Here is a 13,632-nt window from a genome sequence, read left to right as displayed (position 1 = left end):
AATTATAAGTCGGTGGTGGGTGTGTGTTATACTACGTTTTCGATGCGTACGAGATAGTTGCGGAGCTGCACCCTTGCCCGGTGCAGGTACACTTTTACCTGGCTTTCGTTCAGGTCCATAATCTTACCTATTTCTTCGTAGCTGTAGCCTTCGTAATCTTTCAGCATTACCAGGCTACGCTGTGTTTCGTTGAGGGTGGCCAGCGCATTTTCCAAGGCCTTTTTCAAATACAGCTTGGGCTGGTCGCCGGTGCCGAGGGCTCCTTCCGGAATTTCCTCTTTGTAGTTCATCCGCTTCACCTTGCGCAAATGATCCATCATTTGGTTGTAGGCAATGGTAAAGAGGTAGGACTTGGCCTTCAGCGGATCCACATTATCGCGGTTGGCCCACAGCTTTTCAAAAGCACTCTGCACCACATCCTGTGCGTCTTCGGTATGCCGAAGGTTTTTGACAATAAACCGATACACGTTGTCGGCGTATTGCTTTACACATTCATTGTACTCTCTTTCGGTCATAGCAGCGTGGTTGAGTGTTTCTTTCTGTGGGGTGGTTGCAAGGTATTACGCCCTTGGAGCCAATTGGTTACAAGATTCTCAAAAAAATTTGAAACAAAAACCAGCAACTGTACCAGCGGTCAAGAGGCTGCTATGCCATGGCGGGAAAATGCCTGCAGGTACTGATCGATATAGGCATCAATTTGGGTACGCTTGTATTGCATTACAAACCGTGGATGCGGCAGGGCTTCAATGTGGTAGAACCACTGGTGCTGCTGGTTGAGCTGCTGCAGGTACTGCAGGTTTTTGCCTTCGCCTATGCAAAGGCCACGCTGCGCTGCACGGGCCAGCTCAGTTGGGTATCAAGGCATTGCTGCGCAAAAGGCAGCACGGCTTCGGCCAGCAGGCGGTCGTCGTAGTAATTCACATTTTTGCCATCGGCTACAAAGCCCAGCGGACTGATGGAGCTGATGTACAGCTGCCGGTAAAAAGCAGCCACGCCGCCAAAAGCCTCCATCATTTCATACATAAAAATGGAGCTGAGCTCCGGCTTGCGGGGCCAGGGGTTGGCAATGCCGCAGCTGTCTTTCAGCCGGATGGGATCGGTGAAGGGTACACCCGTTATGCCTGCTCCCAACCTGCCGGGGTTGATGCCAATCATGATGTAGCGGGGCGCCGCATCGGCATAGTATTTTTTGTAAAACTGCCGGCAGGCCTGCAGCACATCAGCATCGGCAAAGGGGTACAGCACTTCGTAGGGCGGCGGTACCTGCGGCGGTTGTAACTGTTGTATAAAGTTGAGTACCCTTTCGTTCCACTTCATTATTCGGCATTGAAATACGTCCACACAAAATCACTCATCCGGCGGGTCAGTTCCCAGGCTTCGTTGGTAGGTTCCCAGCTGCGGTCTTCGTTGTTTTTGGTAAATACCGCAAAAATGTAAGGCGTCTTATGACCGTTTACATACATCACTTCGCTGCGGCTGGCATCTACAGCGCCGTTTTTACTGGCCACAAATACACCGGGCGGAATTTTGCTCAGGCCTTCTTCGTCCCAATAATTGCGGCCCAGTATCCGCATCATTTTATCGCTGGCATGGCCGTTGATTACTTCCCGTTGCAGCATTTTTTCAAACAGCGTGGCCATTTCTGCAGGGGTGGTTTGGCCCCAGCCATATTGCTTGCGGATTTCTTCGCGGCCGGGGGTGCGGCTGTTTACCTTGGTGTTGGGCAGGCGCAGTTCATCCATCAGTTGGTTGATGCGGGTGCCCGTGCCTGCTAGTTGTTGCAACCACAGGCTGGCGGTGTTGTCGCTGGTGGTACACATGAGCATGATGACCTTGCTGAGTTCAATTTTTTCGCCGTCTTTAAACGAGCCCAAAATATCTACGCCGGCATAGTACAGCGAGTCGGCATAAGTCAGTTGATCGTGGTAATTGAGTTCGCCTTTTTCCAGCTTGTCGAGTATGCCTACCAGTATGGGCACTTTTACAATACTGGCCGTGGGAAACACCGTATCGGCGTTGTAACTGGCTACTTTGCCGGTCTTCAGGTTTTTGATGTAAAAGCCGATGTCGCCTTTGAAACCTTGCGTCATTTTCAGCAGGGCTTCTTCCAGCGCCTTGTCATTTTTTTGAGCGGCAGCCAGCAATACGGCACCGCATGCTACCAAGAGTAGCAAGCCATTTTTTGCCTTGCATAGAAGCAATCATTTGCTGCAAAGTACGGGGTTTGAAATGTGTGGCAATGCTTATACGTTTTGCCTAACCTCGTGGTACAGCCGGAAGGCATCTTCAGCATTGAAGAGTTGTGATCCTTCATTCATTGTAGCTGCCGAGCCGCATGCCACGCCCATGCTGATGGCATCGAGCAGGTTGCCGCCTTTTTGCAACATGTAGGTGATGCCTGCCACCATGCTGTCGCCGGCACCTACGGTACTGCGCTTGGGCACTTCGGGGGCGGGGGCAAAAAACTGTTCGCTTTTGGTCACCAGCCAGGCACCCAGCGGACCCATGGACACAGCAGCCATTTCTGCAAAACCATCGTGCAATACCTGCCGTGCGGCATGAGGCACATCCGCCTTGTCGATGTAGTCTTTACCTAGCAACTTGCAGAGTTCGCCAATGTTGGGTTTGATGAGAAAGGCATTGCGGCCCCGTAGTGCTTCGAGTGCTTCGCCAGAAGTGTCCACAATGCATTTGGCACCCAGGGCATTGGCCGTTTTTACAATGAGGCCATAGAAATACGGCGGCAGCCCCGGCGGCAAACTACCACTGGCAACAATGTAGGTGGGGGCAAAAGCTTTGATATCGTCGATAAGGGCTACAATGGCTTTTTCTTCTACCGACAAACCCGGAAACGTAAACCGAAACTGGTTGTTGGTAGATGTTTCCAACACTATCCAGTTTTCACGGGTTTCTACCTCGGTGTTTACGGCATGGTGCAGCAGGCCATCTTTTTTGAGCAGGCTTTGCAGCATGGCGCCGTTGTGGCCACCTGCCGGAAACAAAGCAAAAGATGCCGTGTCGAGTTTTTTGAGTGCCTTGCTCACATTGATGCCGCCGCCGCCGGGCTCGTGTACCACTTCGGCACAGCGCAGCTTGCTTTCGGGCTTCATCTTCTCCACTTTCGAGCTCTTGTCGATGCAAGGATTGAGTGTAACAGTGACTATCATAATGCTGCAAGTTGTGTGTAATGATAAAAAGGAACTATGATATTGCTCAATCGGTCGATGTCTGCTCGGCCAGCACGTTGGCAATGCGTTGCGTCAAATCTTCGAAGCTGGTGTAGCCACGGGCAATGAGATAAAACTTGCCATCGCTTACCTGCATGAGCACCGCCGGAAAACCAGTGACCTGCAACTGCTTGCACAGCGCCATGTCGTAGTAGGCTTTCTCTTTGTACTCCTCGCTTTTCAGTTTGCTGTAAAATTCATCTGCATCGATATTGTATTTATGCAGCAAATGCCGGTAGGCTTCGTCGTCGCAGAGGTCGCGGCCTTCGTAGTGCAGGGCGTATTGCAAGTCGGCGGCAAACAGCACCGCATCTGCCGGGTAATATTCTTTGAAAACACTCAGCGCAATAGCGGGTTTTTCACTGCTCATCACCCAGTCGCTCAAGTCGGGGTTATTGATGTGCCACAGATAATCTTCGCCAAACTGAATGCCTGTGAGCTCTTCTACATTTTTGTAGGCCCCGGCAATATAGCCTGCCATTTTTTCAATGGGCACTGGGCTGTCCGCAGGTATCATGCCGCCGCTCAGCACTTCAAAATCAATTTGGTCCCGAAGGTTTTCAAATGCTTTTTTGATAACGGGGCTAAACCCGTAGCACCAGCCGCAGTAGGCATCGTAGCAATAAACAATCAATGGCTTCATGCTGCAAAGGAATAAAGAGGGAATAAGAAATAAGCAATAAAGAATAAGAAAGTGGAAAGGAGTAAATGCTAGCTTCGGAAACAAACAATCAGTTTGCAGTTTGCAATTTTCAGTTTGCAGGAAAAGCACCGATGCCCTGCAAATTGCCTACTGCCAACCGCAAACTTCAATAAACGCCTTCGTGCCTTCCTTGTATCATGGTGGTTCAGGTCCCCTGCAAATTGCCAATTGCTTACTGGAAACTCCAAATAATCCTTTGTGTTCATTCGTGCCTGCCTTGTGCCTTTGTGGTTCAAAAATGCTCTTTGCTCCTCTGTGCATACCTCCCTTGCCTTTGTGGTTCAAAAAAATCGAATTTCATTTGGCTGTATATTCATCCGCAAAGCCAACGATTATGCAAGCCATCGTGTACGAGTTCATTGGAACAGCACTCATTATTTTATTGGGCAATGGTGTAGTTGCCAATACTTCTTTGCAAAAAACCTACGCCGGCGGTGCCGGTTGGATTGTCATCACATTTGGTTGGGCCATGGCCGTGTTTACCGGTGTGTATGTAAGTGCTGCCGAAAGCGGAGCCCACCTCAACCCGGCTGTTACTTTGGCGTTGGCGTATTTAGGCAAGTTTGCCTGGAGCAAGGTGGGCGGCTACCTGCTGGCACAAATAGCCGGAGCGTTTACCGGTTCGCTGCTGGTGTGGCTCACCTATAAAAAACAATACGATGCCAGCACCGATGCCGGTGCCATCAAAGCTACCTTTTGCACCGCCCCTGCAGTTCGTAGTTTCGGGTGGAACATGCTTACCGAAATGATCGGCACGTTTGCCCTCGTGTTTGGTGTGCTACACATTGCATCGCCCGCCAGCAGCCTCGGTGCCCTCGATGCCTTGCCTGTTGCTTTACTCGTGTTGGGTATTGGTCTGAGCCTCGGTGGTGCCACCGGCTATGCCATCAACCCCGCCCGTGATTTAGGGCCACGCATTGCCCACATGCTGTTGCCCATTCAACACAAAGGCAGCAGCGACTGGGGCTATGCACTGGTGCCGATTGTGGGGCCTGTACTGGGTAGTGCATTGGCGGCCATGGCGTATCATTTGCTGCACATGCCGTAGGCGGCTCAGGTTTTCCCTGCCTAGAAACTTAAATAAAAAATACGAGTCCAGATTTAAAATCAAATCCAGAAAAGTCCTTGAGATAGCGGAGTTTATAGCAATGATTTGAAAAGTATATTTGCCAAATGAAGGTTTATCCATCCATAAATACCACACTTTTAAGCCAAGCCGCAGCAACGGCAGATGCAAGATTGTGGGTTAAATTTCCTTCTCTACAAAAATGGATTGACGGTCAGGCTCAGCCAACTGTGAGACAATTAGCTGATTTCGCTAAAACAGTGCATATACCTTTTGGCTTTTTCTTTTTGCAACAACTCCCAGAAAGAAAAAATACAGTTCCGCTTTTCAGATCCGGCAGCAAAACGCCTCATTTCGATTACAGCTTCGAATTAAGCGAAACCATTAATAGTATACAACGGCGGCAGGATTGGTTGGTAGAATATTTACGAAGTGAACAACAGGAAGAGCTTCCCTTTGTAGGGAGATTTACTGTTACAAACACTTATATTGAAATTGCCAACGATATACGTAAAGAACTGAAGTTACCCCTAAATTGGTCTCAGTTTCTTTCTGATAAGTATACGGCCTTAAAGTACCTTATAAAAAAAGCTGAGGACGCAGGCATGTATGTTGCGATAAACGGAGTAATTGGTAATTCCAATAAAAACCTCAATCCTGAGGAATTTAAAGGATTCGTATTAAGCAGTAAATATGCTCCTTACATATTCATTAATGGCAAAGATTATCCTGCTGCGAAACTTTTCACGTTTATGCATGAGCTGGCTCATATCTGGCTCGACAAATCTGCAGCATTGGATATTGAACGTTTTATGCCGGCAAATACAGAAACTGAGAGGCTGTGTGATGCGGTAGCTGCTGAATTACTTGTAGCCGAAACAGTTCTTACCACAGAATGGAAGAAGGTGGCTAACCGTGATGATCATCTGGATTACTTAGAACGTTTTTTTAAAGTAAGTAAAATAGTGATTGCACGAAGATTGCTCGATTTAGGTATTTATTCTAAACCTCAATTCTTCGGGTTTTACAATGCTTACAAAGCATTTTGGGACAAAAAGAAAGAAGAAAATGGTGGAGGAGGAAGTTTTTATGCAAACCAGCCTTATCGTGTTGGTATTAAATTTTTTGACACAGTAAATGCTGCTGCTGCATCTGGCAAACTTTTATATACAGACGCATATAAACTTACAAACCTTTATGGGTCTACGTTTACCAAATTCAAAAGCCACCTTGAAAGTTAATGCCAACGCCAACCTATATAATTGACACGAGTTGTTTAACACAGGCACACCGCATATATTATCCATATGACATTGCTCCCAGTTTTTGGGATTTTATGAAACAGCATATTGTAAATGGAGATTTCGTACTGATTGATAAGGTCACCGATGAAATTGCGAAAGGAAAAGATGATTTAGCGAATTGGATGCATACACAAATACCATCTTCACTTTTGGTAAATTGTGATGCTAATCAAACTATAATTTCTCACTATGGTTCTTTAATGGTTTGGGGAAATGGTCATGCACAATACACGACGCTGGCAAAAAGTGAATTTTCAGAATTCGATAATGCGGATCCATTTATAGTGGCAACAGCACTTGCAAAATCAGCTATCGCTGTGAGTCAGGAAGCCTCCGCACCCTTAGCAAAGAAAAGCATTAAGCTTCCTGATGTGTGTGCAGAATTTAGGGTACCGCATATTGATACATTTACATTGTTAAGAACATTTGGATTTACCATGTAAATTTTCATCTGTTGCACCAGCCTTAGCCGTTTTAATTTTCCTAATTTTTCACCCGCCACAATGCTTTTATTTGCAGTCTTAAGCATAGTGGCTATGGAGTATAATAGTTGTCAGAGTTGTGGTATACCGTTCGACAGGGCGGCAGGTAAGGGCACCAATGCCGATGGCACAGCAAACAATATGTATTGCAGCTATTGCTTTACCAACGGTGCTTTTGTACAACCCGACTGGACGGCAGAAGACATGCGCCAGTATGCCAACAAAAAACTACAGCAAAAAGGCATCCCATCTTTCTTAGCCGACATGCTCACCAGCGGTATACCCAAACTGGAACGCTGGAACCCAAAAAGTCAGGATTAAAAAACTAGAGCTTACGGGAAAAATACAGGTGAACCACAAAGGCACGAAGACACAAAGGGGCACAAAGAGGTTAGTTTTTTTCTTGCCCGCAACTTCTTCCACCGGGGCTGTTGCCCGAAACCACGAACCAAAAACAAAAAACCTGAACCCCCTTTAGGGGGCAGGGGGTTAATGGGCTTTCTTTTCGTACTGCCAGTTGCGGCCCTTGCCAGCAGCTACCCATTCAATGGTTTGTGCCAGGCGCTTTTGGCGGGTAGCTTCCGTTTTGGCTTCGGTAATCCACTGCACATATTCTTTGCGATGGCTGGGGGCAAAAGCTTCCCATACGGCCAGTGCCTGTGGTTGTTGCTGCATGGCTTCGGTGATGTAAGCGGGCACTTGTACCGGCGCTTTTTCGGCAGGCTTTTTGGCCAGCTTGATGCCTTGGTCATTCAGTGCCATCGCTTCCTTTATCCAATTGGTGAGTTGAGCATCGGAGGGCAGGTCTTGCAGGGAAGTGAGGCGGCCCAAATGGCCCATGGCTACTTCGGATGCCGCCGTTTGCTGCAGCACCGGATCTTTCATGAGCGGGGCTTTCCAAAAACCAAACACGGCATGCTGCTTAAACGAGGCCATGCTGCAGAGCATATCGCCTTTGTACATAAAATGCGGGAAGCTCCATTTCATGGTTTCTTCGGCCGTGGGGCATACCCGGTGCACCAGGCTCCGCAGGTGCTGCAGTATGGGCTGTGCAAAGGGCTGCGCTTTCTGGATGTAGGCATCTACCCGGGCATCGGTTTTCATGGCAGGTGTTTGGGGTAAAGATACATGGGTGAAACGCGAAGACACGGAGGCGCTGAGGAGTAAAAAACATTGATGTTGCATCCACTGTATTTCCTATCAACTCATTTGAACCACCAAAGCACGGTAACACAAAGGGGCACAAAGGGGTGGCATTTTTTTGGCAACGTCATTTGAGGTAGGCTTTACAGGAAAACGGTTGATCTATCTTCCAAATATCTTTTTCAAAAGGCCCGAAACCTTGTCCAAATCACCATCTTGATCCTGCATAGAATTGTATAAAATATTCCATGACGCATCAACAAGCATGTATTGCGGAATGGCAGCAATAGAAAATTGTTTTGTTATTGGACTCTTGTTCATTTTCACTGTATCCGTCAAGTGTATCCAGTTGGAAATTCCGAAGTCATTTATCATCTGCTTCCACTTCACTTTGTCATCATCCAGATTGATATAAATGACATTGAGTTGTTGAGCAGGATATTCAGATGCTATTGCTTTGGCTTTGGGCAATAATGCTTTACATGGTCCGCACCAGGTAGCGCCAAATGCAATAAGATAATGTTGGTTGGGATAACTACGTATATCTACTATGTTCCCTGCCTCATTCTCAAACATAACCGATGGAAAAATACTTTTCCTATAAGTGAGTTTTCTCCTTTCTACTGCGGCCTTCAGCTCTACACCAAGGGGTGATTGCTGTAGCGAATTGTCCAATTTCGAAAGCATCATTATCATTGAATCCGCAGAAATCATGTGGACATACCGACTGCTATGTGCAAGTTCCAGTAAGCTGGCAAAATTTGTCGGATTTGCGGTTGCCAATTTTAATCTTTGGTTCAGTATAGTTGGCTGCAAGCTTATACCCTGCAGTTTGTCAAACTTCTTTTGTAAAGAATCAATGGCTGACTGGTTCTTCCGGAATTGTATTTTGCCATTGACGAAACCCAAGGAAACAACATTGTCGCCTTCTTGCAACAAAAAATACCTGTATCCTTTTTTACTACCATAGTTCCAGGTTAGTTGTGCATGTACGGTTTTATTTTGAATGCTTGTTGTATAAGTGAATTGATTATTGGAAAGATTGATTGGAATTGTATCAACAACCGGCGCATATATAGTAGGTTCATGAATGCGTAATTGAACAGCTGAAACTGTTGTAAAACCTTTGAAGAATACTTGTAAGGTCATCGTATGTTGAGCAGATGCATTTGCGCAAATAAGAAGACTGAGAATAATCAGTAAAGAGATCGGCACTGAAAGAAGATTCCTCATTGAGATTTACTACTAGATGTGTGAACGAATTGTGTTAGAACGATGATTGCTCTTTTCTTTTACTAAATACACTGCCTGTAGTAACAACTACTGCGCATACACAGAATCCAATACCTCGCCCAAACGATTTGGATAGCCTTCATACATTTCTATCATCTTACCATCGGGTGCAAACAGCACTGTTTTGGGTATGGAAGAAACGGTAAAAAATTGTTCTAATTGTTTACGATAAGGGCCATTGGAAACGTATTGTGGCCAGGGCATTTGCTCTTGTTGTAAGGCTTTTTGCCAGTCGTTGTTGTTCTTATCTACGGAGATGCTGGTCATGGACAAGCCCTTCTGCTGATACTTGCTGTATAATGCTTTGAGTGAAGGTATTTCTGCACGACAGGGCCCACACCAACTGGCCCAAAACACCAATACATGATAGTTGTTTTTAGGCATTATTGACTGCAACTGCCCCTTGGGATCAATTACCTGTAACCCTGTTGGATATACCTTATTGATGTTGCCTGCATAAGGGTAATAGGCTTCCAGTAATTCAATCAGCGGTAATGTTTCCTTTGTTCGCTCAAAGGATGCCACCTGAGTTTTCAATTCATCTACCGTAAACTGTGCTCTGTACATGTAGAGAGCATATAGCAGATTTCCACTATTGGGATAGCGTTCAATCTTGTGTATGTTCTTGTCTATTATCGATTTCCGCTCAAGTTTTTCAGTACTTGTACTATACTCAAGCTCTATCCTTTTAAAAATTACCTCATTCTTCTTGCTGCCTTTAAATGAGCTGTGCTCCTGGCTGTCTTGCTGATCTACTACTGGCTCTATTTCAATGGCATTATCTTCAATCAGAAAGGAGCTGAAAATAATCGGCGTGTTAGCATATGGCGATTGAAAACCAACAGGCCGCAAATACTTATAGCCATTTTTTTCATCCCAATACCTTACAGAGTAAAGTTCATGGTAACTAATTTCTCTTTTGTTAGGATCTAATTGCAACGTCTTTTGTTTGACGAGGACAGAGTCTACGATACCGACACTGTTATATCCCAAATAGACATATTTATCATGCAGTTTGGCAAAATCCGAATCAGAAAGATGCAGCTTTACCAATCCTACTTTTTTGTTGGTAGATTGGCAAGCCGCTGCAACAAGCAACGAAAGTATTAAGGCCCAGCCGGTGTAGTTTCTTTTTGCATAAGCAGGTATTGTTGAGGTATGTGTGGAAGCAAATGATATGGCGGACCACCCAATTTAACCACAATAATGATTTGGCTTTAGGGGTGCTATCCGGGCATAATTATTTTGCCCATATCTAAATGTAGTGATTCGACACTATAAATTTATGGCCGTAGGTGCTTTTTCTTCCCGGCAACGTCCCCAGTGGGAGACCTTGCGTCAACGCTACACAAACTTTCAATTACGCAACGTCCCGTACCGGAGACGTTGCTGGAAACCACAAACAAAAAACTAAAAACCTCAACCCCCTTTGGGGCAGGGGGTTAATGCGCTTCCAACCAATTCTCCCCCATGCCGGCTTCGGCTTCTACGGGTACGCCGTTGGGTAGTGGCAGGGCGGTACGCATGCATTCCAGTATCAGCGCTTTCAGGTCTTCAGCTTCGGTTTTTACCGCATCAAACAACAATTCATCGTGCACCTGTAATATCATGCGGCTTTCAAATTTGGCCTTCTTCATTTCGGCATGCACTTTTATCATGGCCAGTTTGATCATATCGGCGGCAGTGCCTTGTATGGGGCTGTTGATGGCGTTGCGCTCCGCAAAACCCCGTACCGTAAAATTGCTGGAATTGATATCCCGCAGCCAGCGTTTGCGGCCCAGCAGGGTTTCTACATAGCCGTGCTCTTTGGCAAAATTCACCATGTTGTTCATGTACTGTTGTATGCCGCTAAACTCCCGCTTGTAATTGTCGATGATTTCTTTGGCTTCGGTACGGCTGATGCCGAGGTTATCGGCCAGGCCAAAAGCACCCTGACCGTAAATGATGCCGAAGTTTACACTCTTTGCTTTGTAGCGTTGCTCTTTGGTTACTTCGCTTTCGGGTATGCCATACACTTTGGAAGCCGTAGCGGTGTGAATGTCTTTGCCATCGCGGAAGGCTGCACACATGTTAGCATCGCCACTAATGGCCGCTACCACCCGCAGTTCTATTTGTGAGTAGTCGGCACTGATGAGCAGGTGATTGTTGTCGCGGGGCACAAAGGCCTTGCGTATTTCACGACCGCGGTCGGTACGCACCGGTATGTTTTGCAGGTTGGGGTTGTTGCTGCTGAGGCGGCCCGTTACAGCCACCGCCTGTGCATACGTGGTATGCACCCGGCCCGTTTTCGGATTGATGAGTTGCGGCAACGCATCTACATAAGTGCTTTTCAGCTTCGTCAATTCACGAAACGTTAGAATGTCGTCTACAATGTTGTGGCCCTTGGCGGCGAGCTTCAGCAGTACATCTTCACCGGTTTGGTATTGGCCAGTTTTGGTTTTTTTGGCGGATGGGTCCAGCTTCAGTTTGTCGAATAACACTTCGCCCAATTGCTTTGGCGATGCCAGGTTGAATTTGACACCGGCATTTTCATACACTCTTTTTCAGCAGCCGATGCATCCTGCTCCAGCAGCTTGCTGTAGTCGTTCAAAAAAGTTTCATCTACCCGTACGCCTTCAAACTCCATGGCGGTGAGCACTTTCACCAACGGGTTTTCGGCTTCGTTCAGTACCCGGTCTACTTTGCGGTCGAGCACCAGCGGTGCCAGCTGCTGTTTCAGCTGCAGGGTAATATCGGCATCTTCGGCAGCGTAGTCTTTTATCTTTTCAATTTCTACATCCCGCATGTTGCCCTGATCCTTTCCTTTTTTACCAATGAGTTCGGTAATGCTCACGGGCTGGTAGCCGAGGTATTGCGCTGCCAGCAAATCCATACTGCGACGGCCTTCGGGCTCGGCCACATAGTGGGCCAGCATGGTATCGTACACGGGGCCGGCCAGCTCGGTTTGGTACCATTTCAGCAGCAACAAATCGTACTTGATGTTTTGGCCAATCCAGGTGATGTCGGGCTTATCAAACAACGGTTTGAAATGCTGCAGCAACTCCAGTGTGGCTGCTCTATCAGCAGGACAAGGCACGTAGTAAGCTTCGTGTGGCGTAAATGCAAAACTCATGCCCACCAGCTCGGCCAGGTTGGCATCGATGTTGGTGGTTTCTGTATCAAAACAAATTTCTGACTGCTGCAAAGCTGCTTGTACAAATGCATCAATTGCCGTTGCGTTATCCAGCAAGTGATAAGTATGCGGCGTGTTGTTGATGTTCTTATCCACTTCCATTTGCACCGGCTCGTCTTTTTCCTGCAGGCTGTCACTTTTGGCAGCAGGGGTGGCTACGGCATTGCCAAACAAATCTTGCTGTACACCTTGCGGGGCGGCACCAGCGGCCGCATCAAAATCGGTACCGAGTATACGGCGACCGAGTGTTTTAAATTCCAGTTCGGTAAATACTTCTTTCAGCGCTTCTTTGTTCCACTCGCCCAGCTTGTAATCTTCTTCGTGAAACTGCACGGGCACATTGGTAATAATGGTGGCGAGTTTTTTACTCATCACGGCCAGCTCTTTGCCATTGCGTATTTTTTCGCCCAAGGCACCTTTGATGTTGTCGGCATCGGCCAGCACGGCTTCCATATTGCCGTATTGCTTCAGCAGTTTGGCGGCGGTTTTTTCGCCTACGCCGGGTATGCCGGGTATGTTGTCTACCGCATCGCCCATCATGCCCAGCATATCTATCACCTGCGCTACATTGTCAATGTCCCATTTCTGGCAAATGTCTTCGGCCTTCAAAATTTCGGGGCCGTTGCCAAAAGCCGCCGGCTTGTAGATGTACACGCCTTCTTTGGTGAGCAGCTGGCCATAGTCTTTGTCGGGCGTTACCATGTATACTTCGTAGCCCAGGTCGGCCGCCTGCCAGGCAATGGTACCCACTACATCATCGGCTTCGTAGCCATCTACTTCTACCACCGGTATGTTGAAGCCCTGGATGATGCGTTTGATATCGGGCACTGCAGCCAGCAGGTCTTCCGGTGCTTCCTGGCGGTTGGCTTTGTAGTCGGTAAAATCGGTATGGCGTTCAGTAGGTGCAGCGGTATCGAAGCACACTGCAATGTGCGAAGGTTTTTCTTTATTGATGAGTTCGAGCAGGGTATTGGTAAAACCAAACTGCGCATTGGTGTTGCGGCCTGTGCTGGTAATGCGGGGGTTGCGGATGAGGGCATAGTAGGCACGAAAGATGAGGGCAAATGCGTCGAGCAGGTATAACTTTTTCATGTAGACTTTGCGTGGCCGGTTTCGGCAGCCAACGGGTCAAAGTAAACTGTTTATCGGTAAGCTGCAAACGGCTTGGGATGGGATGCGGATTGAATACAATGGGACGCTGATGCAACGGATGAAACAGATTTTCGCGGATTTTCTTGCAAA

At 47.3% G+C, this 13,632-nt stretch carries 14 protein-coding genes; 4 read left to right on the top strand and 10 right to left on the bottom strand.

What is annotated here, in order from left to right:
* Positions 1 to 26: 26 nt before the first annotated feature.
* From GLV81_RS18715 to GLV81_RS18695, 5 genes are all read right to left on the bottom strand, one after another.
* Positions 27 to 515: an RNA polymerase sigma factor gene (locus tag GLV81_RS18715; protein ID WP_157480534.1), complete on the bottom strand. Its 489-nt coding sequence runs from the start codon at positions 513 to 515 to the stop codon at positions 27 to 29.
* A gap of 295 nt (positions 516 to 810) precedes the next feature.
* Positions 811 to 1,317 (bottom strand): uracil-DNA glycosylase family protein, encoded by a 507-nt coding sequence (locus GLV81_RS18710; RefSeq protein ID WP_246186126.1) that lies wholly within the window; start codon positions 1,315 to 1,317, stop codon positions 811 to 813.
* The gene (locus tag GLV81_RS18705; RefSeq protein WP_246186125.1) at positions 1,317 to 2,165 is read right to left on the bottom strand and encodes a serine hydrolase; all 849 of its coding nucleotides are present in this window, start codon (positions 2,163 to 2,165) and stop codon (positions 1,317 to 1,319) included. The genes GLV81_RS18710 and GLV81_RS18705 overlap by 1 nt, the downstream gene beginning before the upstream one ends.
* A gap of 78 nt (positions 2,166 to 2,243) precedes the next feature.
* Positions 2,244 to 3,167 (bottom strand): 1-phosphofructokinase family hexose kinase, encoded by a 924-nt coding sequence (locus GLV81_RS18700; RefSeq protein WP_157480532.1) that lies wholly within the window; start codon positions 3,165 to 3,167, stop codon positions 2,244 to 2,246.
* A 46-nt stretch (positions 3,168 to 3,213) separates the two neighbouring features.
* Complete coding sequence (locus GLV81_RS18695; protein WP_157480530.1) at positions 3,214 to 3,870, bottom strand: DsbA family protein; 657 nt, start codon at positions 3,868 to 3,870, stop codon at positions 3,214 to 3,216.
* Between the two features lie 394 nt (positions 3,871 to 4,264).
* Here GLV81_RS18695 and GLV81_RS18690 point away from each other — a divergent pair, with 394 nt between their 5' ends.
* The 4 genes from GLV81_RS18690 (at position 4,265) to GLV81_RS18675 (ending at position 7,103) form a co-directional block, all read left to right on the top strand.
* On the top strand, positions 4,265 to 4,978 hold the full coding sequence (locus tag GLV81_RS18690; protein WP_157480528.1) for an MIP/aquaporin family protein: 714 nt from the start codon (positions 4,265 to 4,267) through the stop codon (positions 4,976 to 4,978).
* A gap of 125 nt (positions 4,979 to 5,103) precedes the next feature.
* A complete protein-coding gene (locus GLV81_RS18685) occupies positions 5,104 to 6,237 on the top strand; it encodes an ImmA/IrrE family metallo-endopeptidase (RefSeq protein ID WP_157480526.1) in 1,134 nt (377 codons plus the stop codon).
* Complete coding sequence (locus GLV81_RS18680; protein ID WP_157480525.1) at positions 6,237 to 6,743, top strand: DUF4411 family protein; 507 nt, start codon at positions 6,237 to 6,239, stop codon at positions 6,741 to 6,743. Before GLV81_RS18685 ends, GLV81_RS18680 begins: the two co-directional genes overlap by 1 nt.
* Before the next feature lie 93 nt (positions 6,744 to 6,836).
* Positions 6,837 to 7,103, top strand: coding sequence for a zinc ribbon domain-containing protein (locus tag GLV81_RS18675; RefSeq protein ID WP_197428767.1), 267 nt, complete (start codon positions 6,837 to 6,839; stop codon positions 7,101 to 7,103).
* A 168-nt stretch (positions 7,104 to 7,271) separates the two neighbouring features.
* On the opposite strand, the gene GLV81_RS18670 is transcribed toward GLV81_RS18675, so the two are convergent.
* The 5 genes from GLV81_RS18670 to GLV81_RS20880 form a co-directional block, all read right to left on the bottom strand.
* The gene (locus GLV81_RS18670; protein WP_157480521.1) at positions 7,272 to 7,886 is read right to left on the bottom strand and encodes a YdeI/OmpD-associated family protein; all 615 of its coding nucleotides are present in this window, start codon (positions 7,884 to 7,886) and stop codon (positions 7,272 to 7,274) included.
* Positions 7,887 to 8,087: 201 nt separating this feature from the next.
* Complete coding sequence (locus GLV81_RS18665; protein ID WP_197428766.1) at positions 8,088 to 9,074, bottom strand: TlpA family protein disulfide reductase; 987 nt, start codon at positions 9,072 to 9,074, stop codon at positions 8,088 to 8,090.
* Positions 9,075 to 9,245: 171 nt separating this feature from the next.
* Entirely contained in the window at positions 9,246 to 10,271 is a 1,026-nt protein-coding gene (locus GLV81_RS18660; protein WP_157480517.1) for a TlpA family protein disulfide reductase, read from the bottom strand.
* 389 nt (positions 10,272 to 10,660) lie between these two features.
* Positions 10,661 to 11,698: a DNA polymerase gene (locus GLV81_RS20885; protein WP_246186124.1), complete on the bottom strand. Its 1,038-nt coding sequence runs from the start codon at positions 11,696 to 11,698 to the stop codon at positions 10,661 to 10,663.
* On the bottom strand, positions 11,680 to 13,482 hold the full coding sequence (locus tag GLV81_RS20880; protein ID WP_246186123.1) for a 5'-3' exonuclease H3TH domain-containing protein: 1,803 nt from the start codon (positions 13,480 to 13,482) through the stop codon (positions 11,680 to 11,682). Before GLV81_RS20880 ends, GLV81_RS20885 begins: the two co-directional genes overlap by 19 nt.
* Positions 13,483 to 13,632 lie beyond the last annotated feature (150 nt).

The sequence above is a fragment of the Phnomibacter ginsenosidimutans genome (assembly GCF_009740285.1).
In the GTDB taxonomy this organism is placed as follows: domain Bacteria; phylum Bacteroidota; class Bacteroidia; order Chitinophagales; family Chitinophagaceae; genus Phnomibacter; species Phnomibacter ginsenosidimutans.
This window is presented reverse-complemented; position numbering and strand designations above follow the sequence as displayed.

Excerpts from the sequence above, each read along its gene's own strand:
- GLV81_RS18715 (WP_157480534.1), bottom strand. The coding sequence starts at position 515 with ATGACCGAAAGAGAGTACAATGAATGTGTAAAGCAATACGCCGACAAC.
- GLV81_RS18710 (WP_246186126.1), bottom strand. The coding sequence starts at position 1,317 with ATGAAGTGGAACGAAAGGGTACTCAACTTTATACAACAGTTACAACCG.
- GLV81_RS18700 (WP_157480532.1), bottom strand. The coding sequence starts at position 3,167 with ATGATAGTCACTGTTACACTCAATCCTTGCATCGACAAGAGCTCGAAA.
- GLV81_RS18695 (WP_157480530.1), bottom strand. The coding sequence starts at position 3,870 with ATGAAGCCATTGATTGTTTATTGCTACGATGCCTACTGCGGCTGGTGC.
- GLV81_RS18690 (WP_157480528.1), top strand. The coding sequence starts at position 4,265 with ATGCAAGCCATCGTGTACGAGTTCATTGGAACAGCACTCATTATTTTA.
- GLV81_RS18685 (WP_157480526.1), top strand. The coding sequence starts at position 5,104 with ATGAAGGTTTATCCATCCATAAATACCACACTTTTAAGCCAAGCCGCA.
- GLV81_RS18680 (WP_157480525.1), top strand. The coding sequence starts at position 6,237 with ATGCCAACGCCAACCTATATAATTGACACGAGTTGTTTAACACAGGCA.
- GLV81_RS18675 (WP_197428767.1), top strand. The coding sequence starts at position 6,837 with ATGGAGTATAATAGTTGTCAGAGTTGTGGTATACCGTTCGACAGGGCG.
- GLV81_RS18670 (WP_157480521.1), bottom strand. The coding sequence starts at position 7,886 with ATGAAAACCGATGCCCGGGTAGATGCCTACATCCAGAAAGCGCAGCCC.
- GLV81_RS18665 (WP_197428766.1), bottom strand. The coding sequence starts at position 9,074 with ATGACCTTACAAGTATTCTTCAAAGGTTTTACAACAGTTTCAGCTGTT.
- GLV81_RS20880 (WP_246186123.1), bottom strand. The coding sequence starts at position 13,482 with ATGAAAAAGTTATACCTGCTCGACGCATTTGCCCTCATCTTTCGTGCC.